The sequence below is a fragment of the Bartonella machadoae genome, from assembly GCF_022559585.1.
Lineage (GTDB): Bacteria > Pseudomonadota > Alphaproteobacteria > Rhizobiales > Rhizobiaceae > Bartonella > Bartonella machadoae.
In genome coordinates, this window is sequence record NZ_CP087114.1 from 665443 (window position 1) to 689603 (window position 24161).

22 protein-coding genes, 1 tRNA gene and 3 pseudogenes are annotated in these 24161 nt (G+C 36.0%); 17 read left to right on the forward strand and 9 right to left on the reverse strand.

Going from position 1 to position 24161, the window contains the following annotated elements; translation table 11 throughout:
- Positions 1 to 62 precede the first annotated feature (62 nt).
- The 4 genes from LNM86_RS03105 to LNM86_RS12805 form a co-directional block, all read right to left on the reverse strand.
- Positions 63 to 281 carry a hypothetical protein gene (locus tag LNM86_RS03105; RefSeq protein WP_241438395.1) on the reverse strand — a complete coding sequence of 73 codons (219 nt, stop codon included), beginning with the start codon at positions 279 to 281 and terminating at the stop codon, positions 63 to 65.
- 1081 nt (positions 282 to 1362) lie between these two features.
- Positions 1363 to 2142, reverse strand: coding sequence for a hypothetical protein (locus tag LNM86_RS03110; RefSeq protein ID WP_241438896.1), 780 nt, complete (start codon positions 2140 to 2142; stop codon positions 1363 to 1365).
- A 76-nt stretch (positions 2143 to 2218) separates the two neighbouring features.
- Positions 2219 to 2731: a hypothetical protein gene (locus LNM86_RS03115; RefSeq protein ID WP_241438396.1), complete on the reverse strand. Its 513-nt coding sequence runs from the start codon at positions 2729 to 2731 to the stop codon at positions 2219 to 2221.
- Between the two features lie 85 nt (positions 2732 to 2816).
- Complete coding sequence (locus LNM86_RS12805) at positions 2817 to 3035, reverse strand: hypothetical protein (RefSeq protein ID WP_308219222.1); 219 nt, start codon at positions 3033 to 3035, stop codon at positions 2817 to 2819.
- Positions 3036 to 3482: 447 nt separating this feature from the next.
- Between LNM86_RS12805 and LNM86_RS03125 the strand changes: the two genes are divergently transcribed.
- The 5 genes and pseudogenes from LNM86_RS03125 (at position 3483) to LNM86_RS03145 (ending at position 5774) form a co-directional block, all read left to right on the forward strand.
- Positions 3483 to 3665, forward strand: coding sequence for a hypothetical protein (locus LNM86_RS03125; RefSeq protein ID WP_241438397.1), 183 nt, complete (start codon positions 3483 to 3485; stop codon positions 3663 to 3665).
- 90 nt (positions 3666 to 3755) lie between these two features.
- Positions 3756 to 3815 carry a hypothetical protein gene (locus tag LNM86_RS12935; protein WP_372712455.1) on the forward strand — a complete coding sequence of 20 codons (60 nt, stop codon included), beginning with the start codon at positions 3756 to 3758 and terminating at the stop codon, positions 3813 to 3815.
- Between the two features lie 279 nt (positions 3816 to 4094).
- Positions 4095 to 4855 (forward strand): annotated as a pseudogene (locus LNM86_RS03135) (ERF family protein).
- 1 nt (position 4856) lies between these two features.
- Positions 4857 to 5480 (forward strand): lambda exonuclease family protein, encoded by a 624-nt coding sequence (locus LNM86_RS03140; RefSeq protein WP_241438399.1) that lies wholly within the window; start codon positions 4857 to 4859, stop codon positions 5478 to 5480.
- A gap of 71 nt (positions 5481 to 5551) precedes the next feature.
- Positions 5552 to 5774 (forward strand): annotated as a pseudogene (locus tag LNM86_RS03145) (helix-turn-helix transcriptional regulator).
- Positions 5775 to 5850: 76 nt separating this feature from the next.
- Here the strand turns inward: LNM86_RS03145 and LNM86_RS03150 are convergent.
- Positions 5851 to 5926: transfer RNA gene (locus tag LNM86_RS03150), tRNA-Thr, on the reverse strand.
- 447 nt (positions 5927 to 6373) lie between these two features.
- On the opposite strand from LNM86_RS03150, the gene LNM86_RS03155 reads away from it, so the two are divergent.
- From LNM86_RS03155 to LNM86_RS03190, 7 genes and pseudogenes are all read left to right on the forward strand, one after another.
- Positions 6374 to 6577 carry a SlyX family protein gene (locus LNM86_RS03155; protein WP_241438400.1) on the forward strand — a complete coding sequence of 68 codons (204 nt, stop codon included), beginning with the start codon at positions 6374 to 6376 and terminating at the stop codon, positions 6575 to 6577.
- Between the two features lie 866 nt (positions 6578 to 7443).
- On the forward strand, positions 7444 to 8880 hold the full coding sequence (locus tag LNM86_RS03165; protein ID WP_372712446.1) for an amino acid permease: 1437 nt from the start codon (positions 7444 to 7446) through the stop codon (positions 8878 to 8880).
- A 33-nt stretch (positions 8881 to 8913) separates the two neighbouring features.
- On the forward strand, positions 8914 to 9594 hold the full coding sequence (locus LNM86_RS03170) for an energy-coupling factor ABC transporter ATP-binding protein (protein ID WP_241438897.1): 681 nt from the start codon (positions 8914 to 8916) through the stop codon (positions 9592 to 9594).
- Positions 9591 to 10247: an energy-coupling factor transporter transmembrane component T family protein gene (locus LNM86_RS03175; RefSeq protein ID WP_241438403.1), complete on the forward strand. Its 657-nt coding sequence runs from the start codon at positions 9591 to 9593 to the stop codon at positions 10245 to 10247. The genes LNM86_RS03170 and LNM86_RS03175 overlap by 4 nt, the downstream gene beginning before the upstream one ends.
- Positions 10244 to 10798, forward strand: a complete 555-nt coding sequence (locus LNM86_RS03180; RefSeq protein WP_241438404.1) for a biotin transporter BioY — start codon at positions 10244 to 10246, stop codon at positions 10796 to 10798. Before LNM86_RS03175 ends, LNM86_RS03180 begins: the two co-directional genes overlap by 4 nt.
- A gap of 154 nt (positions 10799 to 10952) precedes the next feature.
- Positions 10953 to 11183: pseudogene (locus LNM86_RS03185) on the forward strand (CbiQ family ECF transporter T component); the annotation flags it as partial.
- Positions 11180 to 11734, forward strand: a complete 555-nt coding sequence (locus tag LNM86_RS03190) for a biotin transporter BioY (protein ID WP_241438405.1) — start codon at positions 11180 to 11182, stop codon at positions 11732 to 11734. The pseudogene LNM86_RS03185 and the gene LNM86_RS03190, both read left to right, overlap by 4 nt.
- A gap of 1417 nt (positions 11735 to 13151) precedes the next feature.
- Here LNM86_RS03190 and tldD read toward each other — a convergent pair.
- Both tldD and LNM86_RS03200 read right to left on the reverse strand, forming a co-directional pair.
- Complete coding sequence (tldD, locus tag LNM86_RS03195; RefSeq protein ID WP_241438406.1) at positions 13152 to 14570, reverse strand: metalloprotease TldD; 1419 nt, start codon at positions 14568 to 14570, stop codon at positions 13152 to 13154.
- A 104-nt stretch (positions 14571 to 14674) separates the two neighbouring features.
- Positions 14675 to 15217 (reverse strand): invasion associated locus B family protein, encoded by a 543-nt coding sequence (locus tag LNM86_RS03200; RefSeq protein ID WP_241438407.1) that lies wholly within the window; start codon positions 15215 to 15217, stop codon positions 14675 to 14677.
- Between the two features lie 384 nt (positions 15218 to 15601).
- Here LNM86_RS03200 and cyoE point away from each other — a divergent pair, with 384 nt between their 5' ends.
- The 4 genes from cyoE to rnhA all read left to right on the forward strand — a co-directional run bounded on the left by cyoE (position 15602) and on the right by rnhA (position 19220).
- Complete coding sequence (gene cyoE / locus LNM86_RS03205) at positions 15602 to 16537, forward strand: heme o synthase (RefSeq protein WP_241438408.1); 936 nt, start codon at positions 15602 to 15604, stop codon at positions 16535 to 16537.
- Positions 16538 to 16738: 201 nt separating this feature from the next.
- Entirely contained in the window at positions 16739 to 17788 is a 1050-nt protein-coding gene (gene ispH, locus LNM86_RS03210; RefSeq protein ID WP_241438409.1) for a 4-hydroxy-3-methylbut-2-enyl diphosphate reductase, read from the forward strand.
- The gene (locus LNM86_RS03215; RefSeq protein WP_241438410.1) at positions 17788 to 18747 is read left to right on the forward strand and encodes a homoserine kinase; all 960 of its coding nucleotides are present in this window, start codon (positions 17788 to 17790) and stop codon (positions 18745 to 18747) included. The genes ispH and LNM86_RS03215 overlap by 1 nt, the downstream gene beginning before the upstream one ends.
- 5 nt (positions 18748 to 18752) lie before the next feature.
- Positions 18753 to 19220, forward strand: a complete 468-nt coding sequence (gene rnhA, locus LNM86_RS03220; protein ID WP_241438411.1) for a ribonuclease HI — start codon at positions 18753 to 18755, stop codon at positions 19218 to 19220.
- A gap of 50 nt (positions 19221 to 19270) precedes the next feature.
- On the opposite strand, the gene LNM86_RS03225 is transcribed toward rnhA, so the two are convergent.
- Entirely contained in the window at positions 19271 to 20125 is an 855-nt protein-coding gene (locus LNM86_RS03225) for a protein-disulfide reductase DsbD domain-containing protein (protein WP_241438412.1), read from the reverse strand.
- Between the two features lie 71 nt (positions 20126 to 20196).
- On the opposite strand from LNM86_RS03225, the gene LNM86_RS03230 reads away from it, so the two are divergent.
- Positions 20197 to 20781 (forward strand): YqgE/AlgH family protein, encoded by a 585-nt coding sequence (locus LNM86_RS03230; RefSeq protein ID WP_241438413.1) that lies wholly within the window; start codon positions 20197 to 20199, stop codon positions 20779 to 20781.
- Positions 20782 to 20827: 46 nt separating this feature from the next.
- On the opposite strand, the gene LNM86_RS03235 is transcribed toward LNM86_RS03230, so the two are convergent.
- Complete coding sequence (locus LNM86_RS03235) at positions 20828 to 23716, reverse strand: EAL domain-containing protein (protein ID WP_241438414.1); 2889 nt, start codon at positions 23714 to 23716, stop codon at positions 20828 to 20830.
- Between the last annotated feature and the right edge of the window lie 445 nt (positions 23717 to 24161).

Genomic DNA, 24161 nt, shown 5'->3' on the forward strand with positions numbered 1-24161 from the left:
TCTCAATTATTAGGAAAGATTTCTTTTCAAAGGGAAACTATTTTAAGAGAGATGTGGAGGAGCTAACTCTTTGAAAACCATTGTTTTAAATGGGCAAAAACATTGTCTATTGCATCCATAATCCGAGCAAAGTCAAGGATGAGTAAAAAGAGAAAAAAGGCTATCCACTTCATCAAGCGAGACATCATTTTTACATTTTGATAAGTGATGATTATTTCTTGAAGCATTTCTTTTTCTGCTTCTGTAAGCGCGGTGGTTTTTTTAGTGTTTTTTCTAGCCATGTTTCCACCCACATAAATATTCACCTTGCTTGTTATGCTTTAAGATCTCTCTTGCTAAGTTTGAACTGATGGCGTTTAAATCTTGGAGCGACAACGTATAATGTTAAAAAATACAATAAAATCAATATATTATGTGCATTTATTTTATATGAATCCACCTATGAATCCACACTTTTATGCACAATTTAATTGACCATTTTTTACAAACAATAGCCATCTATAAACAGAGCATAAAAAGCAAATCATGATGCCAATGTTATAACACATGAGAGTATTCAAATGAAATGCAAAGCAGCTATCATTCATAACATCTCATAAATTTTACAAGACGTTTTTATCATAATAAATCGCATTGTTAAAACGATATGCTTTTAATGATAAACACAAAACACGTATCAAAAGCTTTTTTGATAATAGGTTTAAAGTAATAAACGCAATTTGGATTGAGTGATTAGGGGACTCCCCAAATTTGGGGACACCTCTTTAAGATAATTATAGTGTCTTTAAACGCAGATATTTAAAACGTTTTTTTGAAAGGGGTTAATCCAAATTTGGATTGAGTGATTAAGGACTCCTCAAAAATGAGGGCATCTTTTTTCATAAGCAGAGAGAAGTTGAGAGATAACATCATTAAACGCAGATGTTTAAAGAGAGCTATAGAAAGAGAACACATCCAAATTTGGAGTGGTTAATTTTGCTAATTCAAAAAATGAGCTTAATACCTTTTAAAGAGGCGTTTTGAGAAGGTGCTTTCTTTCAAATTGACCGCCTCAAAAATGAGGGCATTGTATAAATAGGTTTTAAATCATTACAGAGCTAACATGTTTTTTCATTCAAATGTGATAATCTAAAAGAACGCTTTCATAATCATTCCTTTATATTATTTTGGATAAGTTTTTATAAAGCGAATACAAAGCTTGCAATATAATACGTTTTGTATATAGCCACTTGCTATCAATTTCTTTTATAGAGTTCCTTAATATATTTTCATAAAGCCGCGTCACGTAAAATGGCACGGCTTTCTTTTTTGCACTCTTGTCTTTTGAGATGGCATCAAACCAACGCCCCCCGCATTTGGTATTTATTCTTCAGTATCAACAATCTCTATAAGAATATCGCTCTTATTAACCTCCTTATTTTTTGGAACCTCTCTTATCTCACTTCTTCGATTGAGTTTTGCACGCCCACAAGCACGACCAAAGACCTTGATAGTATGAGAAACCTGAGCTTTTCCATAAACAGAGCCATAAATTTGCGCACAGCCACTCACTTTTGCATAATCATAAACCTTGCCATAAATCTTTGCACGGCTATTAACAACAGCATAGCCATAAACATGCGCAGTGCTAAAAAGACAAGCAGAGCCTAACACTCTAGCGTTGCCATAAAGCCTTGCATATTCAAAAAGATAACTATGATGAGAAAGATGCGCATTGCCATAAACATGGGCTTCAATTGAAACGCGACTATTGCCATAGACACGAGCCTTGCCATAAACATAGCCAGCCACATGCGCACTATCATAAACAAATGCATTGTCATAAACTTTTGCATATTGAGAAATGAACACCTTATCATGCACCTGAGCATTGCCATAGACAAGACCACAAATTTGCGCATTGCCTCGTATTTTTGCATTGTCATAGACACGGGCATGTTTATAAACCAATGCATTATCATAAACCCAGCAAAGACCGTTATGAGAAAGATTTTCTTCCTTTTCAATAAAACCACCCAATTGACCAGCCTTGACATCAGAAAAGCTTTTTAAAGCCTGAATGCGATAAAGCGTTGTAATTTTTTGTGTAATTTTATCTTTCAGTTGTTTTGTTTCATTGGTTCGTTTGTATTTTTTAGACATCATAAGAGCCCTCACAATCTCTCTTGTGAAAAAAGTTGCATGGAAAATGTTGGAAAAAGGGAATGACCGCCGCGCTTTAAAGATTTAAAAAGGCTTTATTACGCAGCCAGATGATTTTTAATTCATTATTGGAAAGCAATTCGATATAAGACCTTGTTTCAATATCATCGCGCGTCTTTTCTAAAATCATAACAATGCCGTGACTATTAGCATTTTCACAAATATGAACATAATTGACGACACGGGCGTGATCATAAATTTGTGCATTACCATAGACATGAGCATGGTCATAAATGATCGATTTACCAAGAACGATTGCATTGCCATAGACATAACCAGCGATAATAGCGTTATGATAGACCCTAGCATTCTCATAAACACGACCGGAGTTTAAAACCAGAGCATTACCATAAACCCAGCAATTGCCATCATGAGAGAGGTTATTTTCATTTTCGATAAAACCACCGAGTTGACCAGCCTTGACATCGGAAAAGCTTTTTAAAGCCTGAATGCGATACAATATGCGATTACCAAAGAGACGCGTTTCATTTGTTAATTCATATTTTTTAGTTACAACTGTACTAGTCATGAGAAAACCCAATCTAAATATTTAATAAATTTTGAATGAAATGTTCTTTTAAAGAGGGGCGCCCCCGCCACGCCCGCGGTGTTATTTATGCTACTTGATTTTCAACAATCTTTACAACGTTATCGCCTTCATAAATTTCACAATCCTTAGGAATCCCATATGCATAGTAAGGATTTTGCTTGATATATGAGCAACCATCTCTTTTTAATATTGCATTGCCATGTACCAAACCTCTAATGATGTGATAACCAATCACTTTTGCATTACCATATACAAAACCATAAACCTCAGTATGGCAACCCACGCTCGCATTGCCATAAACAGAGCCATAGATTTTTGCAGCCCCATTAACAACGGCATTCTCATAAACTTTTGCCTTTACTTTAATACGGGCACTACCTGATACTTTTGCATTACCATAAACCCGCGCCTTATGATAACCCCATGCTTTATTGGAAATATGGGCATTGTCATAAATTTTTGCACAATCAAAAACCTTTGCATTATCACAAACCTTTGCATTATCGAAAACGCTAGCATAATTGGAAACTTGCGCATTATCAGATATGACACCACTGACTTTCTTTTATGCTTTTGAGAGCGTATATTGATTTATGTCGGGTGTAGCTATGCTATACAATACCCTCATGAGGGGAAGGCATAGCAACGGACTAACGGCCGTGTTTTGAAGCACCCGATGCCCCCTTATAGGGGTATCAATTCAAATTTTAACCGTTAGAAAGATTTAATTATGAAATCTATAGAAAAAAACACTCCCGTTATCGTTTCCAATGCAAATGACACTATATCCCTTGCAAAACAAGAACCTGCAAAAAAATATGAATTTATTGATGATTGTGAATTAATAGATGATCATTATTTATACCGTATCCGTGCTTTAAGAGATTTTGGTGATGTAAAAAAAGTGATTTAGGCGGGTTGGATAGAAAGGGAAAAGAACCTCAGTCACGAAGGTAATTGTTGGGTTGGAGGCGATGCTAAGGTTTATGGTGATGCTCGTGTTTTGGGAGATGCTCAGATTTATGGCGATGCCTATGTTTATGGCAATGCTGAGGTTTTATGATAGTGTGCGCATTTATCAAAATGCACAAGTTTATGATCATGCTACTGTAGTAGGCGCTTTTTTGAAAAGTGTTGAGATTCTTGGAGATGCACAAGTTTATGATAGTGCTTATATCCGTGATGAAGTCAAGATTTTTAGAAATGCTAAGGTTTGTGGATTGGCTTACATTCGCGGCAATACGAGAATTCCTGAAGATATAAAAATTTAACAACAAATAACCCTTTTAACAAAAGCGTGATTCACGCAACGGGTGAATTGCGCGCAATGGAGGAAAACATAATGAATGAACAAAACACTAACCTAACAGAAGTTAAAGAAACTCCAAATTTAGAAGTCAAGCCAACAGCTATGGATTTCATTTTAACAAGGGCATTAAAAATGATGTTGATATGAATCGCCTCGAACGGTTTATCTCCTTGAGAGAAAAAGAAATCAATAGACAGCTTTATAAAAGTTTTGTTTCCGATCTTTCAGATATGCAATCCAAATATAAGGAAATCACAGCAAAATCTACAAACGCCTATACCTTAAGCAAATACGCTACTCTCGACTGTTATATCGAGAGTATCAAGGAGGCACTAAAAGAACGTCATTTTGCTTTGTTTTCCTGTATTAAAAATCAAACTCATGCACAAGTTACTATAGAGATGACTTTGGTTCATCCATCAGGAAATAAAATCTCTACAGAAGGAACATTCCCTCTTGATGGGAAGGGCAATAAAACAGATATTCAATCCATAGGATCAACCATCACTTATGCGCGCCGCTATTTGTTAGGCATGCTTCTCAATGTCGCAAGCAAAGAAGATGATACAGATGGTAACAAAACAAAACTCTCAGGACCAGCTTCGCCTCAACAAATGGCAGACATTAAACGATTAGTCTAAAAAACAAATGCAAACGAAACAAAAATGTTGGCTTCTGTAAACGTAAATAGCATTTCCGAAATGACTTTTGAACAAGCGCAAACCGTCCTGAATAATTTGTATAAGAAACAAAACCGTCAAGCTTCTGAAGCACAACAAAGATTAGGTGCGTGATATGGACCAAAGAACAGCAGAATGGTTTCAAGCAAGATTAGGAAAAGTCACAGCCTCTAATGTTTACAATATCCTCAGTAGAACAGCCAAAGGATTGCCGACAAGCAAATATGAAGACTACAAAATCAAACTCATGACAGAACGCTTAACAGGGGAAATAAGCCAATCTTATATAACACCATCTATGCAATGGGGGATTGAACATGAAGAGGACGCCCTGAAAGAATATGAATTCATTTATGATGCCGATGTCATAAAATGCGGTTTTATACCACATCCTACCATAGAGATGGCAGGGGCTAGTCCTGATGGCTTGATTGGAGAAGACGGTTTAGTTGAAGTCAAATGTCCACAGTCAACAACGCATCTTCGTTTTTTTATGTATGACGAGATTAAACCTGAATACATAGCGCAGATGCAATTCCAAATGGCTTGTACAGGGCGCAAATGGTGTCATTTCATTAGCTATAATCCACAATTTGTAGGCAGATCTACTGGTTTGAGAATGAAAGTCAAACGCATCCACCGTGATGATGAACAAATTGAACAGCTTACTAAAGCAGTCGAAGTCTTTTTAGCAGAAATAGAGCAAGACATGGAGCAGATCTTGACAAAAGCTGCTTAACCCATGAGGGAGCTCTCTCCTCCCAGCACCCCCGCCCATTTATATAACATACAAGAGTGAAAAGTAATGAGATGATATTGGATGATGGTGATAGATACGTAACAACACGCGAATGTGCACAACTTTTAGCATATCAACCACAACGATTCGCAATTGGGTGATTCAAGGGGTGTTTCCTGAACCCTATAAGCTAGGGAGAGCGTGAGGTGGAGGAAAAAAGAAATCTTGGCCTTTACCCCGAAGAAAAATAAGGAGCAAATAACAACAAATGAGGTAAAGTTGTATAAACTGTAGAAGGTGGTCTAAAAGGTGGTTTGAAATCAGCTTTTTAAGAAAAAATTATATATTTCAATATGTTATGATAATAATATGGTGCCGTATGCCGGATTCGAACCAGCGACCCCATCATTACGAATGATGTGCTCTACCAACTGAGCTAATACGGCATATTTGTGTATTCATTAGCCAAAAGTTTGCGCAAAAGCAAGTATGCATTTTCTCAATAATTTACTAAGATGCTTTAATATTTGAGGTAGGAGGAGGGGGGCGAAAAGGGCAAGCGCAGAACAGTATTTTTTGATCTTGATGCTCTTAAAATGCTTTGCAATTTAAGACCACTCTCAAACTAAAAATATTATTAAAATGCATCTTTGGAGAAAAAAAGATATCAATATTTCTTCATAAAGATAAAAATATTTGTTTCCTTCTATGGAAATGAAGAAGTTTATTGCGCAAAAAATTGAGGGAATAAAAGACATCATCAATCTTTATGAGATGAAGATAAGATCAGCAAAATAAGTAGAAAAATTATTTTTCATTTTTATAGAAATGATAATAAAAGCAGTGGTGTAATGAATTAAATACATTTTTCTATTTAAAATGGAGTAAGAGTCATGTCTGTTGAAAAGAGGCTGATAGAATTAGAAACAAAGCTAGCATATCAAGAAAAACTGATTGATGAGCTCTCTTGCGTGGTAACTGATCAATGGAAAAGTTTAAATGAGATATCTAAACAACTTAATATTTTAATGAGGAGGTTTTCAGATTTAGAAGAACAGAGTGTTTCCGAAGATGTTTTATCATCTCTTCATCAATAGGAGAGATTAGGTATTTGTTGGAAGCTTTCAAATTTTTTATTTATAGTCATTTACTGTCTACTCTTTTAGATATGAAGCACAGCTTTTATAAGATTGAATTTTCCTTCATTTTTTCAAAAAATTAAATCTTATAAGGGACGGATGTTATGAGAAAACAAGCTCTATATATGACTTAGATGCTGAAAAACAAAAAAATCTTTCAGAAAGCTCAATTAGCAATTATGGGCAATACATCTGCTTTCCTTAACAAAATAACTCTTAGAGCTATCTTGTAGGATTAAGTTTTCTAAAATGTATTGAGTGTGCATGGAATGGAGATTCTAGAAGAAACTTACAAAAATCAAATATATTCTTCTGTATATAATATTTTATGAAAGTATTTTTGTTGTTCGTTACTCAAGATACAACATATTGTTGCGAAAGCACCCAAGATAGACCACGCTGGTAAACAAGTAAGAGTAATGCAAATTGAGGATAAGAAAGTTGGTATGGTATTATATAGAGATTGGTTAAAACGATGGATGTCTGTTTGCAGAAGGTTGGCTAGCACTTTATTGAAAGGGGTTGTAATCCAATGTAATGTTTTCACAGAGTGTACACTATCAATCACGAATATTATAATTGTTAGTGTAAAGAAAACGAAAGCCATTAATTTGAATAAAGGACGGAGCATATTTCTTCCTATAATTTTAACGGAATATTTACATAATGCATACGAGAATAAGGGGTTGCATTATGATCAAAAAAATGATCAAAAGAAGGTTTACGTTCTTTTTGTATTTTTTGAAAAAGATGCATAAACAAGGGGATTATTTTATCTTAAAATTTAGATTGCATTTAGCAAAGATAAAGATAATGAGGGAGGAATGATGTTCGAGGAAAAGCACAATGAGTTGAAGCGTAATCTTCAAAATCGTCATATTCAAATGATTGCTTTAGGCGGGGTTATTGGAACAGGTCTTTTTTATGGGTCAACAGAGTCTATAAAATTAGCTGGTCCTTCAGCTATTCTAGCATATCTCTTTGGAGGACTTATTATCTATTTCATCATGCGAATGCTTGGTGAGATGTCAGTAGAAGAGCCAACATCGGGTGCCTTTAGTTTCTTTGCCTATAAATATTGGGGGAGTTTAGCTGGTTTCATAACAGGTTGGAATTATTGGTTTCTTTATATTCTTGTTAGTATGACTGAACTTACAGTTGTGGGATTTTACCTTGATCATTGGATTTTGATTGATCATTGGAAGTCATCTCTTATTGTTCTTTTGCTTGTAACCTTGATTAATTTGTTGAATGTTCGTTTTTATGGTGAATTTGAATTTTTCCTAGCTTTGATTAAAGTGGTTGCCGTTGTTGGTATGATTATTTTTGGAATTTTTCTCATTCTCACCGGAATAGATGGATATCAAGTAGGCATTCATCATCTTTGGACCCATGGCGGTTTTTTTCCTTATGGGGCAACAGGAGTCATTTTAGCTACATGCGTAGTGATGTTTTCTTTTGGAGGAACAGAATTAATTGGTGTTGCTGCTGGGGAAGTATCAAATCCACGCAAGACAATACCCACTGCTATCCGTAAAGTAATGTGGAGAATTATCATTTTTTATGTTGGTTCTATCAGTGTCATTATGATGATAAGTCCGTGGAATATGATTGGAAAAGATGGTAGTCCTTTTGTCACTATTTTTACAACTGTTGGGATTCCCGCAGCTGGACATATTTTGAATTTTGTGGTGATTATGGCCGCTATTTCGGTTTATAATAGTGGTGTTTATTCCAATGGTCGCATGCTTTATAGTTTAGCAATACAAAAAAATGCACCACGTATTTTTAGTAAGCTTAATGCTGCTCATATTCCTTATGTTTCGATCCTTTTTTCATCATTATGTACTGCGATAATTGTTATTGTTAATATTCTTGTTCCCGATAATAGTTTTATGCGAATTATGGCTCTTGCGACCGCGGCAGCAGTTATTACTTGGGCTATTATTGTTATTGTTCATTTAAAGTTTAGAAGAGCACATAAGGACAAAGAAGGATCATTTATTTATGCGTTTGGTCTATATCCTTACGCTAATTATCTTTGCCTGTTCTTTCTTGCCTTATTATTTTGCATTATGTTTTTAAGTGGCTTTGGAAAAGATGGGTTAATGGCTCAAATTTTCGATATGTTAGGAATTAAAGCGACCTTTGTTGAATCATATATTCCTGCGCAGATGCCTGATATGAGCTTGTCGGTTATTATCATTCCTCTGTGGTGTTTGCTTTTGCTTTTAGGCTATAAGCTTAAGAGGCAGCATTAGTGTAATATAAGGGGAGTGATTGGAAGAAAAGTCTTGGGGATCATAAAATTTAATAATGTTACACAAATTTTTGGTGATTTGTGCGTTTTAAGAGATATCACTGTAGAGCTTACAGAAAGACGAATCGCTATTATTGGTGCAAATGGTTCTGGAAAAAGTACATTTGTTCGTCTTATCAATGGGTTGCAGTTACCATCTCATGGTTTTGTAAGCGTTGATGGGCTTGATACAAAGCACGATGCAAAGGCAGTGAAGCGTAAAATAGGATTTGTTTTTCAAAATCCTGATAATCAAATTGTTTTACCATTAGTAGAAGAAGATTTAGCTTTTGGTCTCAAAAATCTAAAACTTAGTAAAGGTGAAATTCAGAAGTGTGTAGATGAAATTTTACAGCGTTATGATCTCCAAGCTTTCAGAAATCATGCGGTTCATTTATTAAGTGGTGGACAAAAACAGTTGGTTGCCATTTCGGGTGTAGTGGCGATGAAACCTGATTATATTATTTTTGATGAGCCAACGACATTACTTGATTTGCAAAATAAGCGTCGTATTACACAAGTTATAGAAGAATTGTCGCAAACAGCGATTGTTGTATCACATGATTTGGAATTTCTCAGAAACTTTGATAGAGTACTCGTTTTTGATAAGGGAGAAATAGCTGTTGATGATGTACCTCGTGTTGCTATTAAAGAATATATGAGAAGAATGTCGTGATCGGCTTATACCTTCCTAGGGATACACTTATTCATCGGCTTAAACCAGAGATTAAGCTGGTGTTTCTGACTTTATGTGGAACTATTATATTTATGGTTTCATCTATATCTGTTCTCTCGTTGTTTTTATTGTTTGTAGCTTTGTTGTATAGAATTGCGAAGATACCTTTCAACAAGGTTTTAAAACAGCTTAAATCTATGAGTTTATTTTTACTACTTATCTTTGTATTTCAAGTTATTTTTAAAAGCTGGCTTACAGGTTTTGAGGTTATATTACGTTTAATTTTTCTTGTTTTTTTGGCATCTCTTGTGTCTTTCACAACTAAAGTTTCAGATATGGTGAGTACAATTGAAACATGGATTCAACCCTTGCGATGTTTTGGTATAAATCCATCAAAATTTAGTATGGTTTTGTCTATGGCAATCAGGTTTATTCCGGTTGTTAGTGAAAAATTCAATGAAGTGCGTGAAGCACAGCGGGCACGCGGATTTGAAACGAACATTACTGCTCTTGCAACGCCATTAATTATACGAACAATAAGGATGGCTTCAGAAGTTGCTGAAGCCCTAGAAGCACGTTCTTATGATGCTCATTCTGATGATAAAATATCTGATGATGATAAAGTTATTCATAGTGAGGGGATAATTCAATGAATACAAAAGATCTAACTTATATTGCTTTATTTGCAGCCATTTACGCAATTTTAGGACTTTTCCCTCCTATTTCTCTTCCTTTCTTGCTTGGTGTTCCTATTACTGCTCAGTCAATGGGCCCGATGTTAGCAGGGTCTATTCTCGGAGCGAAAAGAGGAGGCTTAGCCTCTCTTCTTTTTCTTGTACTGGTCGCTATTGGATTACCTTTATTGGCTGGTGGACATGGAGGAATCGGTGTTTTTTTCGGAGCAACGAGTGGTTATCTGATAGGTTTTGCAGTTGCTGCATTTTTTATTGGTTTTATGGTTGAGTTGTTTTGGCGCCGACTAAATTTTATAATATTGTTTTTGATAAATGCTGTCGGTGGAATTGGGATTGTTTATCTTTTTGGAGTCCCATGGATGGCTTATGTTACTCAGACTCCTTTACTAACAGCTTTAATAAGTTCATCAGGTTTTCTAATCGGCGGTTTTCTGAAAGTGTTTATTGCATCTCTTGTTGCGCTTACAGTTAAAAAAACGATGCCTCTCATTACGCCCAAAAAAAGGTAATTTTTATTTAGAATTGAGGTATTGGAATGCGGTCTATATGAAGATAAAAAGAAAATATGCTAAGTTTTTCTTGTTTTATTTTTACGCTATAATGAAATGAGATACACTTAGGAAAAATATCCTTATTATATTCTATTTGTTTTATTAAAAACAAATCATATTTTTATATATTGTTAGTGAAAAATTCAATGAAGTGTGTGAAACACAGCGGGTACGCGGATTTGAAACGAACATTACTGCTCTTGCAACGCCATTAATTATACGAACAATAAGGATGGCTTCAGAAGTTGCTGAAGCCCTAGAAGCACGTTCTTATGATGCTCATTCTGATGATAAAATATCTGATGATGATAAAGTTATTCATAGTGAGGGGATAATTCAATGAATACAAAAGATCTAACTTATATTGCTTTATTTGCAGCCATTTACGCAATTTTAGGACTTTTCCCTCCTATTTCTCTTCCTTTCTTGCTTGGTGTTCCTATTACTGCTCAGTCAATGGGCCCGATGTTAGCAGGGTCTATTCTCGGAGCGAAAAGAGGAGGCTTAGCCTCTCTTCTTTTTCTTGTACTGGTCGCTATTGGATTACCTTTATTGGCTGGTGGACATGGAGGAATCGGTGTTTTTTTCGGAGCAACGAGTGGTTATCTGATAGGTTTTGCAGTTGCTGCATTTTTTATTGGTTTTATGGTTGAGTTGTTTTGGCGCCGACTAAATTTTATAATATTGTTTTTGATAAATGCTGTCGGTGGAATTGGGATTGTTTATCTTTTTGGAGTCCCATGGATGGCTTATGTTACTCAGACTCCTTTACTAACAGCTTTAATAAGTACATCAGGTTTTCTAATTGGCGATTTTCTAAAGGTATTTATTGCATCCTTTGTTGCACTTACAGTTAAAAAAACTACACCTCTCATTGTACCAAAGAAAGGATAGATTTTGCTGTGAAAGAAGGTTTTATATTACGATATATCTAGGATAAAGAAGAGAAAAATAAGGGAAGATAGAATACTCTCATTATGTTGCTATCTAAATGAGAGTATAAAAAATGGATAATACAAAATCTATAGAGAATATTATTTAAGAGATATAGAAATGACGCGCTATTTCTGATGATAAGAAGAGTTTATTTGATTTTTTTTATTTGAAATAAATTTTATTTCACTATTTTTAATTATTTTGTAAAATACAAATCGTAAATTTTTCTATCAAAAAATTGTATATTTTTGTTTTTTGAGTTATAACAATTGCAATATATGTATTAAATATTATTATATTATGTATTTTTATTAAATAAGATAAGGATAAAAAAACTATGAATATAAGATACTATTTTGCTTTATGCGCTCTTATTTTATGTTTATCATCTGTTGCAAAAGCGTCTGAGCAAACAGGTTTTCAGAAAAAAGAATCTATTATTATTGTTTCTACTATTTTTTCGACAAATACATTTTATGATGATCAGGTAAATTCTTTATTCAATAGAACTGTTAGATCCGATTATTCAGTTAATCATAATAATTCTGGGAACAGTATAGTATCAATATTTCATAAAGTAATACGTGTATATTATGATTTATTTTTATATTTATACAATTCCATATTATCTATATTTAATTGGTAGAGTATAAAAGAATTTATTTTAAATTTTTTGATGGTTCAGATATTTTATTTTGTGATATAACTGTAGAATACAAAAAGAGTGTTATAGTTTTGGTACAATGATTAATAGCACTTATCCTTAAGGTTGCCAAAACGAATTTTGGAAATTCTATTCCGTTACTTTTATTTACACATCCTGCATGTTTGAGCATGTTAGAAAAAATAAAAAATCACATGCGGTAAAGAAAAGTATAATGCTGTATGCGTATAATAATTTTGTCGGGTGTGGTTATGCCACACAATATCCTTTCATGGGGAAAGCATAACGGCGAGATTGTTGCTGTGTTTTTTTAGCCTCCAGAACTCTCTGAGTGTCATTAACATAGCTACTGGTTACAGGGTATCAAAAGCTTTTGGAAAATGGCTTTTTGGATTTAGCTAATTCAGTAAAAGAAGTTCAGGATCTGCTGTATGGCTACGGTAACAATGGGTTAGAACTTTACGCGCATAGTCACAGCAACATGACACTTTTAAATAGGTTGAATTTTTAATATTCAGATGTATAATATTGCAGGTGGTTATACAAGAGAACAAAGTGTATCGATTGATCAATTTTTACGGTCACAACATGTTGAAATTGTTGCTGTTTTGAGTAAACGCAGAGCAAAAACAAATTGGAAACTTTAAACAAAATCGAAAAACTCTTTTGTATTTTGTTGAGATTTTTTCAATGAAGTTGATTGAGCATATTTTATGAAAGTGCTGTTCCACCAATTGTCATATTATTAATACGTAGATGAGGTTGCCCGACGCCAACAGGAACATTTTGCCCAGCTTTTCCGCACATACCAATACCATTATCAAGTTTACTATCATTGCCAATCATTGTGATACGTTTCATGGCATCTGGTCCATTTCCGATAAGGGTTGCTCCTTTAATAGGTGTTACAATCTTGCCATTTTCTACTTTATACGCCTCAGTGCATTCAAAGACGAATTTTCCAGAAGTGATATCAACTTGTCCTCCACCAAATGAAACAGCGTAAATACCATTTTTTAATGAGGACAGAATTTCTTCAGGTGTTTTATCACCTCCTAGCATGATTGTATTGGTCATCCGCGGCATTGGTGCATGTGCATAGGATTCACGCCGTCCATTTCCAGTTGGATGAACACCCATAAGTCTGGCATTTAGCCTGTCTTGCATAAAACCAATAAGTTTTCCATCTTCAATAAGTACGTTACATCCTGAAGGGGTTCCTTCATCATCGACTGTAAGTGAACCACGGCATTGGGGAATTGTACCATCATCAACAACTGTAACGCCCTTTGCAGCAACTTGTTGGCCCAAAAGTCCGGCAAAAGCAGAGGTTTTTTTGCGGTTAAAATCGCCTTCCAATCCATGTCCTACAGCTTCATGAAGCATAACACCTGGCCATCCATTAGCTAAGACAACATCGAATGTTCCAGCTGGTGCTGCTTCTGCTTCTAAGTTTATGAGAGCCATACGCAACGCTTCATCGGCAGCTCTTTTCCAATTTTCTTCATGAATGAATTGGCTAAATGCTTGTCGTCCACCACATCCATAGAAGCCATTTTCACGCCGATTTCCTTCAGCAGTAACGACAGATATCGAAAGTCGAACAAGAGGACGCGTATCGCGAATCAGATGGCCATCAGCACGTAAGATTTCAACATGCTGCAATGATCCAGAAAGAGAAACTGTAACCTGATGCAATTTATTATTTTTTGCACGTAAATAGGCATCAATTTCTTGTAAAAGCATGCTTTTTTCTTCAAATGACGGAGTATCAAGGGGGTTATGTGGTTGATAAAGTTTTTTATTTGTTTGTTGAGGTGCTGCGCTATAAGGTCCTGCCTGATTATGATAGGTAACAGCTTTTGTTGCTTCACTGGCACGTTTGAGTGCTGCAGCGGATAATTCACTAGAGTGTGCATATCCAGTCGTTTCTCCTGCAACAACGCGCAGACCAAATCCCATATCCTGATGAAATGAACCATTTTTAAGCTGTCCATTATCAAACAAAAGACTTTCGCTTTCTGTATATTCTAGGTAAAGTTCACCATCATCAGCATGATGAAGCGTTTCTTGTACAAGGGATTGTACTTTAGAGGAAGAGACATCAAAATGGTCAATGAGTGATTTCATAATTGCTTATCCTATTTTCAGAATACTTGGAAGGTTTCCATCCATTTCTTTTTAGAGGTTGTAGAGTGGGCTACAGAAATTCAATTTTTCAATGTGCGTAAATTTTATTGCGTTGGTAAAGTTATATAGGCTTCACGAAGACCTTGAAGATCAAAGGTACCTCCCACAGCTTGTTCAGGAGTTGTAAAAATAAAATAGGTTGCCATTTTACCTTTTAAAAAGAGCTGTAATATGTCTTCTTTAAGAACGGCTTCAGCGATACAAGTATCACCAAGACAGCGGCGATATTCTACTCTTCCCATATTTTTATCATCAATTTTAAGTCCAACACCTGGAGGTAACTCAACGCGGATTGGAACAAAAACGCGCATTAAAGCTCCTTGATTTTTAGGGAGTTTATAAAAGGTAACACGCAGAGTAATGTCATGGCGACTTTGTGTGTGTACATTTTGTACAACTTCACACTGTATATTAGGTGTACCTAGTGGTAAAGAACACACCTTCGTCCATGCACCATAAGTTTGTGGAGCAGGAACATTTTGCACATGAGACGCCTGCGCCAGTGCATAATGGGCAGAAATATTGCAAAGTGTATAGAGAATAATACGAACAAAGAGAGTTTTTTTTATCAATTTATAAAGTATCACAGAAAATCCTAACTATCTCATTAATATGCGTAGCTTTGTATAAAAAAGAATTCTCAAGCCAAAATTATAACACAAACCATTATCTTCCCAAACAGATTAATTTATATCAACAAAACAAAAGTAGAAAAAAGAGTGTATCATAGAGGACAAGGCTTTTAGCGTTTGCTTTATGATGTTTGGTATATGTATATAGTGTATTAATTGTGTGAGAAATAATGTGTTGCAAAAAAATATTACAAATATTGCAAGCTGTTTTTTGGGAAGAGGAGAGGTGGAGAGGTATTGTATATGTTTTCAAAAATGATGTGCTATTCGCTGGTTTTTCCCTTATACAAGACAATATTTGTTTGTGGATGACAAAAATGGAAAAGGTTTTTGATTGGAATGTCTGTTTCAAGAGAATTATCGGCGGCAAGTGGTAAATCAATCCCGCCCAAACCCAGTATTGGTGATTATATTACGTTATTAAAACCACGGGTTATGTCACTTGTCGTATTTACCGCTCTCGTTGGACTGGTTGTATCGCCAGTTTCGATTAGTCCATTGTGTGGTTTTTTAGCAATTTTGTGTATCGCCGTAGGGGGAGGAAGTGCGGGAGCGCTTAATATGTGGTATGATGCTGATATTGATGCAGTAATGGAACGCACCAAAAGTCGTCCTATTCCTACCGGTAAAATCAGCGCCAAGAAGGCATTTATTTTTGGTATGACCCTTTCTGTGCTTTCTGTAGTGATTATGGGAATTTTCATTAATTGGTTTGCAGCACTTTTTCTTGCGTTCACGATTTTCTTTTATGTCGTTATCTATACAATTTGGCTAAAGCGGATAACACCACAAAATATTGTGATTGGTGGAGCATCAGGTGCTTTCCCACCAATGATTGGATGGGCTGCAACAACGGGTACAGTGAGTATTGAGAGTTTTGTTTTATTTTTAATCATTTTTATGTGGACTCCGCCACATTTTTGGTCTCTTTCTCTATTTTCATCTCTTGATTATGATGTAGCGGGTATTCCTATGATGCCTAATGTACGGGGCGTGTATGCAACAAAAAAACAGATCTTGTTTTATACTATTTTGATGGCAATATGCGCAGCGGGACCTTTTATTATTGGTTTTGCAGGAATTTTCTATGGTATTTTTTCAACAGTTTTGAGCATTATTTTTATTTATTTTTCTTATCAATTGTGGAAAGCTGGTACACATGATGCAACGATTTTGATGGCAAGAAAAACATTTTTCTTTTCGTTATTTTATTTGGCCGCTATATTCGGAATTCTTTTAATTGAAACCTTAGTTTGGCATTTTTTTGCCTTCTAGAAGAGCAAAATGAAAAAAGTGAATAAAAAACAACTTTGCCTAAAAAATATATGATAAAAGAGCATCAGATATAAGTGCTATCCTAAGAGAAGGTAGTCTTTCTCCATTTTTTTCTTTATACCGTTTATATCGTATATAACAATAGTCTATGCGATAACCTGTTTGAAACTGTGGTAAAATTATAGATATTAAGGATGGTTTATGTCTTTACTTCCTCCTTTAACAATACGTCTTTGTGGTCCACGTGGATTTTGCGCAGGGGTTGATCGTGCTATTCAAATTGTTCTTCTTGCGTTAAAAAAATATGGTGCTCCAGTGTATGTTCGTCATGAAATTGTTCACAACCGCCACGTCGTTGAAGGATTGCAGCAACGGGGAGCTGTTTTTGTTGAAGAACTTGATGAGATTCCAGAAAAACATCGACATCAACCCGTTGTATTTTCTGCCCATGGTGTGCCAAAATCCGTATCAGAAGAGGCACGACGCTATAATTTGTTTTATCTCGATGCAACATGCCCGTTGGTTTCTAAGGTTCATAAGCAGGCGATACGGCATCAACGGCATGGCCGTCATGTTATATTAATTGGTCATTCGGGTCATCCTGAGGTGATAGGAACAATGGGACAGCTTGAAGAGGGAGCTGTAACATTAATTGAAACAATTGAAGATGCTTTACATTATCAGCCAAAGGATCCGGATAAATTAGGATTTGTGACGCAAACAACACTTTCTGTTGGAGATACGGCAGAGATTTTGGATGTGCTACAACGACGTTTTCCTGCGTTAGAAGCTCCAGCGGCTGAATCAATTTGTTATGCTACAACGAATCGACAAGATGCAGTTAAGGCAGCGGCAATGGGAAGCGATTTATTTTTGATCGTTGGCGCACCAAATTCCTCTAATTCGCGACGCTTAGTCGAGGTTGCTGAAAGGTTTGGTGCGCAGAAAGCTGTTTTGGTTCAGCGGGTTGATGAAATTGATTTTGATCATTTGGGTGCTCTTTCTGTTGTAAGTCTTTCAGCAGGAGCTTCTGCCCCTGAAATTATTATTGATGAAATCATTTCAGCCTTTCGTGCACGCTATAATGTTACGATAGAATTGGCTGAAACAGTGGTGGAAACGGAAAAATTTTTGGTGAGTCGCGAATTACGTGATGTCATTTTAACACCTCAAGATCTGGCTTTTGTTAATGGCCGAGCTGAGACACCGAAAAATGGCAATGAGAATACGCCTATAACGAAAGTAGAATAATGGCAGTTTATACAAATATTCATCCCGATGATTTAAAGGCATTTTTGTCACGCTATTCGATAGGTTCACTTTTATCCTATCAAGGTATTGCGGAAGGGATCGAAAATTCTAATTTCATGCTGTATACGACAGAAGGGAGGTTTGTTCTAACACTTTATGAAAAACGTATTTCAAGAGATGATTTGCCTTTTTTTTGCAGTCTTATGCAGCATTTAAGGAAGTGTGGAATTTCTTGCCCTCAACCCGTTGTGCAAAATGATGGTACAATGATTGGTGAATTAGCAGGGCGCCCTGCTGCTATTATTACATTTTTGGAGGGAATGTGGATTCGTCAGCCCGATATATGTCATTGTGGCGAGGTAGGAACGCGTTTAGCACAATTGCATTTAGCAGGACAGAGTTTTACCATGAGCCGTAAAAATACTCTTTCTATTATGGATTGGACACTATTATGGGAGCAGTGCAAAAAGAGCAAAGATAAGTTGTTAAAAGAATTTGAGCAAAAAATTAATAGAGAATTGTCTTTTTTACAAGAAAATTGGCCATCAAATTTACCAACAGGGATTATTCACGCTGATTTATTTAATGATAATGTATTTTTTTTAAATCATCATCTTTCTGGTATTATAGACTTCTATTTTGCGTGCAATGATTTTTTGGCTTATGATTTAGCTATCTGTTTAAATGCTTGGTGTTTTGAACAGGACCATTCCTATAATATTTTCAAAGCACGGAGCTTATTGGAGAATTATCAAAAAATAAGATCCTTAATACCTTTAGAAATGAAAGCTATGATTTTATTAGCGCGTGGTGCTTCTTTACGTTTTTTACTCACACGCCTTTATGATTGGTTTAATACACCGTCAGAGAGCTTAGTTGTAAAAAAAGATCCATGGGAATATTGGCATAAGCTTTGTTTTTTCAGTAATGTAGGTTCTCTGGATGAACTAGGTTTGTAAATTGTATGTTAAATCAACAAAAAGTCGTTGAAATTTATACAGATGGTGCCTGTTCTGGTAATCCTGGGGTTGGAGGGTGGGGAGCAATTTTACGCTGGAATGGTCATGAACGTGAACTTTATGGTGGAGAAGTGCAAACAACCAACAATCAAATGGAACTGATGGCAGCCATTTATGCGCTGAAGGCGCTTAAAGAATCGTGTTCTGTCGATCTTTATACGGACTCAGGTTATGTCCGCAACGGAATCTCTATGTGGCTTGCAAGATGGAAAAAGAATAATTGGTGTACTGCGTCAAAAAGTCCTGTAAAAAATAGAGAATTATGGCAGGCTCTTGAAGAGGCTTGTTCTCATCATACCGTCAGATGGCATTGGGTAAAAGGACACGCAGGACACCCCGATAATGAACGGGCAGATGCTCTCGCTCGGAAAGCAATTACTGAATATCGCCAAAATGGATGTTTTGAAAAATAATCCTTTTTATAAATCTTTCTCTTTTGTTACGGGATTATCAGAAGAGATGGTTATTGATAAAGTGTAAATGTACCACTTAAAGCATGGCTTTTAAAGGAAACTGTATAAAAAATAGTATGGTTTTCTTCATTTGGTATGAAATAAATTGGAGCACTAAAGAGTATATAGTTGGCGCTCTCACGTACTTTTTTTGCTGGTCCAATTTGCATGTCTCCTCCATCTAAAAAGAGAGAGTGAAGGGGAGTTGCATCGTTATTTTGTATTTTGATAAAGAGGGTATTTATCTTTTTTTCAGCGCTTATTTTTATTTCATGATGCGTTGTACGGGGTAAGGCATCTTGAGCTGCCTTTAACAAGGACAAAGGAAGACGCTGTTTTTTTTGAATGGATGGAGAAAAATCAAAGTTAACAGTAAATGGCAGGCAGATTTTGTAACACAATCCAACAGTTAAAGTGCCACTTAAATTGTTAGTTAAACCGGAAAGAGTAAAGGGTAATACGACTTTATCTTTGTAGCCAAAAGACCAATCATTTTCTGTTTCATAGAGTTGTGGTGTAGGATAAAAGATTTCATAAGAGACTTGTTGATTGAAGTTAAAAAATGCTGCTATGCCTGAATACCCTGGATTGCGCCAATAGGTCTTCCAGTTTGGTTTAAGAACAATTTCAATCATACCCTCTCTTATTCCAGAGGGAGATGGTTCGGTAAGAGCCAATCTGATACGTCCACCCTCTGATTCATACCAAGATGTTGCAAAAAGATCTGAGTTTGGTTTTGTTTGAGCGCTGACAGAGAAATTAAGTAATTCTAAAATGATGAATGTTAAACTTACAGTAACTAACAGTCTTTTATAAAGAGCAATTACGCTATTTTGTGAACTTATAAATGTTTGGATTTTTTTCATTGGAACTTTATTTTCCTGTTGTACTAACTAAAGTGAATTTTATCATGTAAATTACGGAGAATAACAGATTGATGAAGCAGTGTAATGGTTTTTTGGGGGGACAGTTGCTCATAGCAATGCCCGGAATGAATGACAAACGCTTTATGCGTTCTGTTATTTATATTTGCGCGCATTCTGATGCTGGTGCTATGGGGATTATTCTCAATCAACTGCACCATATTGATTTTCCAGAACTTTTGCTTCACCTTGGCGTCATAGACAGTGACAAAAAAAAATGCCTTTCTGAACCGATAAAAAAGTTTCCAGTACGCTATGGTGGGCCTGTAGATCCTTCACGGGGTTTTGTCCTGCATTCAGATGATTATGCTTGTAAAGAAACCGTTCTTATTGCAGATAAAATCTGTTTTACTGCGACGATTGATATCTTAAAAGCGATGAGTTGTGAACAAGGTCCACAATATGCATTGATTGCGTTAGGCTATGCTGGATGGAAAGCTGGGCAACTCGAGGCAGAAATTTCTACGAATGGTTGGTTAATTAGCTCCACATCGCCTAGTTTTCTTTTTGAAAGCAATTTAAGCCGCAAATATGATGAGAGTTTAATTCGCATGGGAATCAACCCAACTTATCTCGCTTCTGAAATGGGGCACGCGTAGAGTTTCATTCTTTTTCAAGTGTTTTTGATTTTATAGAATAGTCTATTCATGATGTTTTCCTTATATAAGGAAAATGATTTTGAACAAGAGTGATTAATTCTTCGATAGCAATTGGCTTCGTGACAAGTGTACTTTGAACATATTTACAGCCTTCTTGACGGAGGAAGATTGCTTCTTTTTCATTTTCAACGCCTTCTGCGATGATTTGCAAATTAAGATCGGTTGCCATATTAATAATGGACTTAAGAACAAGCTTTTTCTTGAGAGAGTCGATTGAGATAAGCGAACGATCTAATTTGACCATGTCGAATGGATAACGCACAAGATAAGCCAGTGACGAATAACCTGTTCCAAAATTATCAAGAGCAAGATTCATGCCAAGGGCTTTAATTTGTTCAAGAAAATGGGCTGATTGTTCAGGATTTTTTCTTAAGACGAACTCGGATATTTCTATCATCAATCCGCCTTTATTAAGCGGATGGCGCAATAAAGTGGAGCGCAATTGACTGATAAAGCGCGGATGAACCATTTCCACACTTGGTAAATTAATGGAAATAAAGAAAGATTGTTGGGAAAATTTTTCTTGTACATTGGTAAGATCAAGGACGGCATTATCGATGATGAATTGGGATAAATCCATAACCATTTGTTCGTTTTCTACGATCTTGATAAAATCAGAAACATTTAAATTTCCATAATTTGGATGATGCCATTCTACAATTGTTTCAAAACCAATAATGTGTCCATCCGACAAATTAAGGATAGGATGGTAGAGGATTTTTATTTCATTACGTTTTATAGCGTAATGAATATCTTTTCCCATAGTATTATGTTCAATGCCTAAGGTACGAAAATTGGGGCGAAAAGGTTCAATATGGTTGCCCCCCTTTTGTTTGGCGCGGATCATTGCGAGTTCACTATCATTTAAAATATCTTTAGCGGTGGCTCTACTTTCACTCCATGTGACGAGTCCAATGGATGTGGAAAGCGTTATTTTTTTTTCTGTAAGTGAAATAGGCGCTGAGATTGTTTTGTGCAGATGATCAGCAAATGCTGCAATTTTCTGTGGTTCAGTTTCACTGAGTAAAATAATTGCAAAACGGTCTGCGGAAAGACGTGATAAGGTATCTTGAAAGTTAATAAGGCGGCTTAACCGACGTGCTATGATGAGCAATACAGTGTCACCAACAGCGATTCCTAATTTGCGATTAATTTGACGGAAATTATCAAAGTCAATCATAAAGACAGTGGGTTTAATTTTGATATTCGCTTTAGCCAAAGAAGTATAGTTTTGTAGTCTGTCGAGGAAAACTTGTTGGTTAGGAAGTCCTGTTAAGCTGTCGTGAATAGAATCGTGCAATAAACGTTCTTCAGCTTTTTTATGGTTGGTAATATTGACAATGGTTCCAATAACACGCGTAATTTTGCCATCTTTTTGCATAGCCGGTCGTGCACGAAGGGAGAACCAATGATAATAACCACCACCAGAAGACAACCGAAAAACTTGATCAATACGTCCTTTTTTGTTTTTAAGAATAATATCTAAAATGGCTTGAAAGCGTTCACGATCATCGTAGTGTAAGGCTGAAATCCAGTTGCGCATAGAACCATTGAGTTTATGGGGTTCAGTACCAAAAAGGGTTGCCATGTTTGGATGTACAATGATGCGGTCACGCTCAACATCCCAATCCCAAATAATGTTTCCAGCACCCTTTGCGGCAAGTACTTGTTGTTCAAGATCGGAAAATATTCCTTCATGAAAAGCATCACTGGAAAAAGTTTGCTGCATAACGGTAAAGCTAATAAGAAGAACAATAAGGACTAATCCCCCTGCTAATGCTGGCTGAATAATGTCATTATTTAAAGACCCTGCTATGCATGCATAGGCTCCAACACACCAGAAACTAATGAGCAGCCATGTTGGAATAATCATGATTGCTCGGTCATAGTTTCGAATGGAAAAATAGCTGATGAGAATTATACCAAGTATGGCAGTAAGCCCAAAGGACAGACGGGCAATACCAGCTGCTCTGGTTGGATCATAAACAGCAAATGTTCCAAGACCACAAAGAGCGATGGTCCATATGATTGCACCATAACTGAAGTGATAATGCCAACTGTTAAGGCGTAGGTAGGTAAAAAGAAAAATGAAAAGTGTAGCAGCAAGTGCTACTTCTGTTCCAGCACGCCAGATTGGTTGCGTTGTTAAAGTAATTGCAAAAAATTTATTTAAAAAATTAAAGTCAATACCGATGTAAAAGAGTACTGCCCAAGCGATAGCCGCTGTTGCAGGAAAGAGTCCTGTTCCACGAACAACAAAAAGAACGGTTAATAAGAGTGCTAAAAGACCTGATATCCCAAGAAGGATACCATGATAAAGTGTATAAGAATTGATGGCATCCTTATAGGCTTCAGGTTGCCATAAATAGATTTGTGGTAGATTTGCAGAATTGAGTTCAGCAACAAATGTAACAACAGCACCAGGATTCAACGTAATACGAAAGATATCAGAGTTCGTACTTGCTTGACGGTCGAGAGAAAAGCCTTCACTTGGAGTAATGGATTGAATCCGTGCTGATCCGAGATCTGGCCAAAGAAATCCTGAATGAGCCATACGATAATGGGGGGCAACGATAAGACGATCGATTTGTTCGTCTGTTGGGTTTGCAAGAGAAAACACGGCCCAGTTTCCAGAAAAATTTTCACTTTTGGCTTGGACCTCAATGCGCCATACAATACCATCTGGTCCTGGAGCTGTACTTGTTTGAAAGATAGAGTTGTTTGTATGATGAATTTCTATTGCTCTTGAAAGATCAAGAGCCGCATCTTGAGAAGAAATCTTAACTGGTTCAATTGCCTGTGCTGGCGTAAGGTGGATAAAAGAACTGACAAGGATAATAAAAATGATGTCAATGATTTTACGCAAACTCTTCACAATGTCCCACTCTCAATATTATAGGATATTTAATTTTAATTTAGATTTTCGAGAAAAAACGTCCACCTTTTATCCTTTGATCTACATGACAAGCGGTTATTGTTTTCTTTTGAAAAGTCGTAAGATTTTATACAAAAACAGATTAACCCCTCATTTACTTTCGTGAAGTTTGAAGCTGATAGAGTTTTATATTTTTGTAGGGCAAAATCAAACCATGAGTTTTCACATTTCATAGAAACAACTTCGCTTACCATTTACTTTATCACATGAAGGAGGCGTTTGGTAGTTTTGTACAGTCCTTTGATAAATATTTCCCAAACTTATTTAGTGAAAAGAACTTTTGTGGTAAATTTTATTATAAAATCTGTAGATATTATGGGAGTTACTTTATAAAAAAATATATCTCTAATATGCACGAAAGCATTTTGAAAAGTTGAGTTTAATC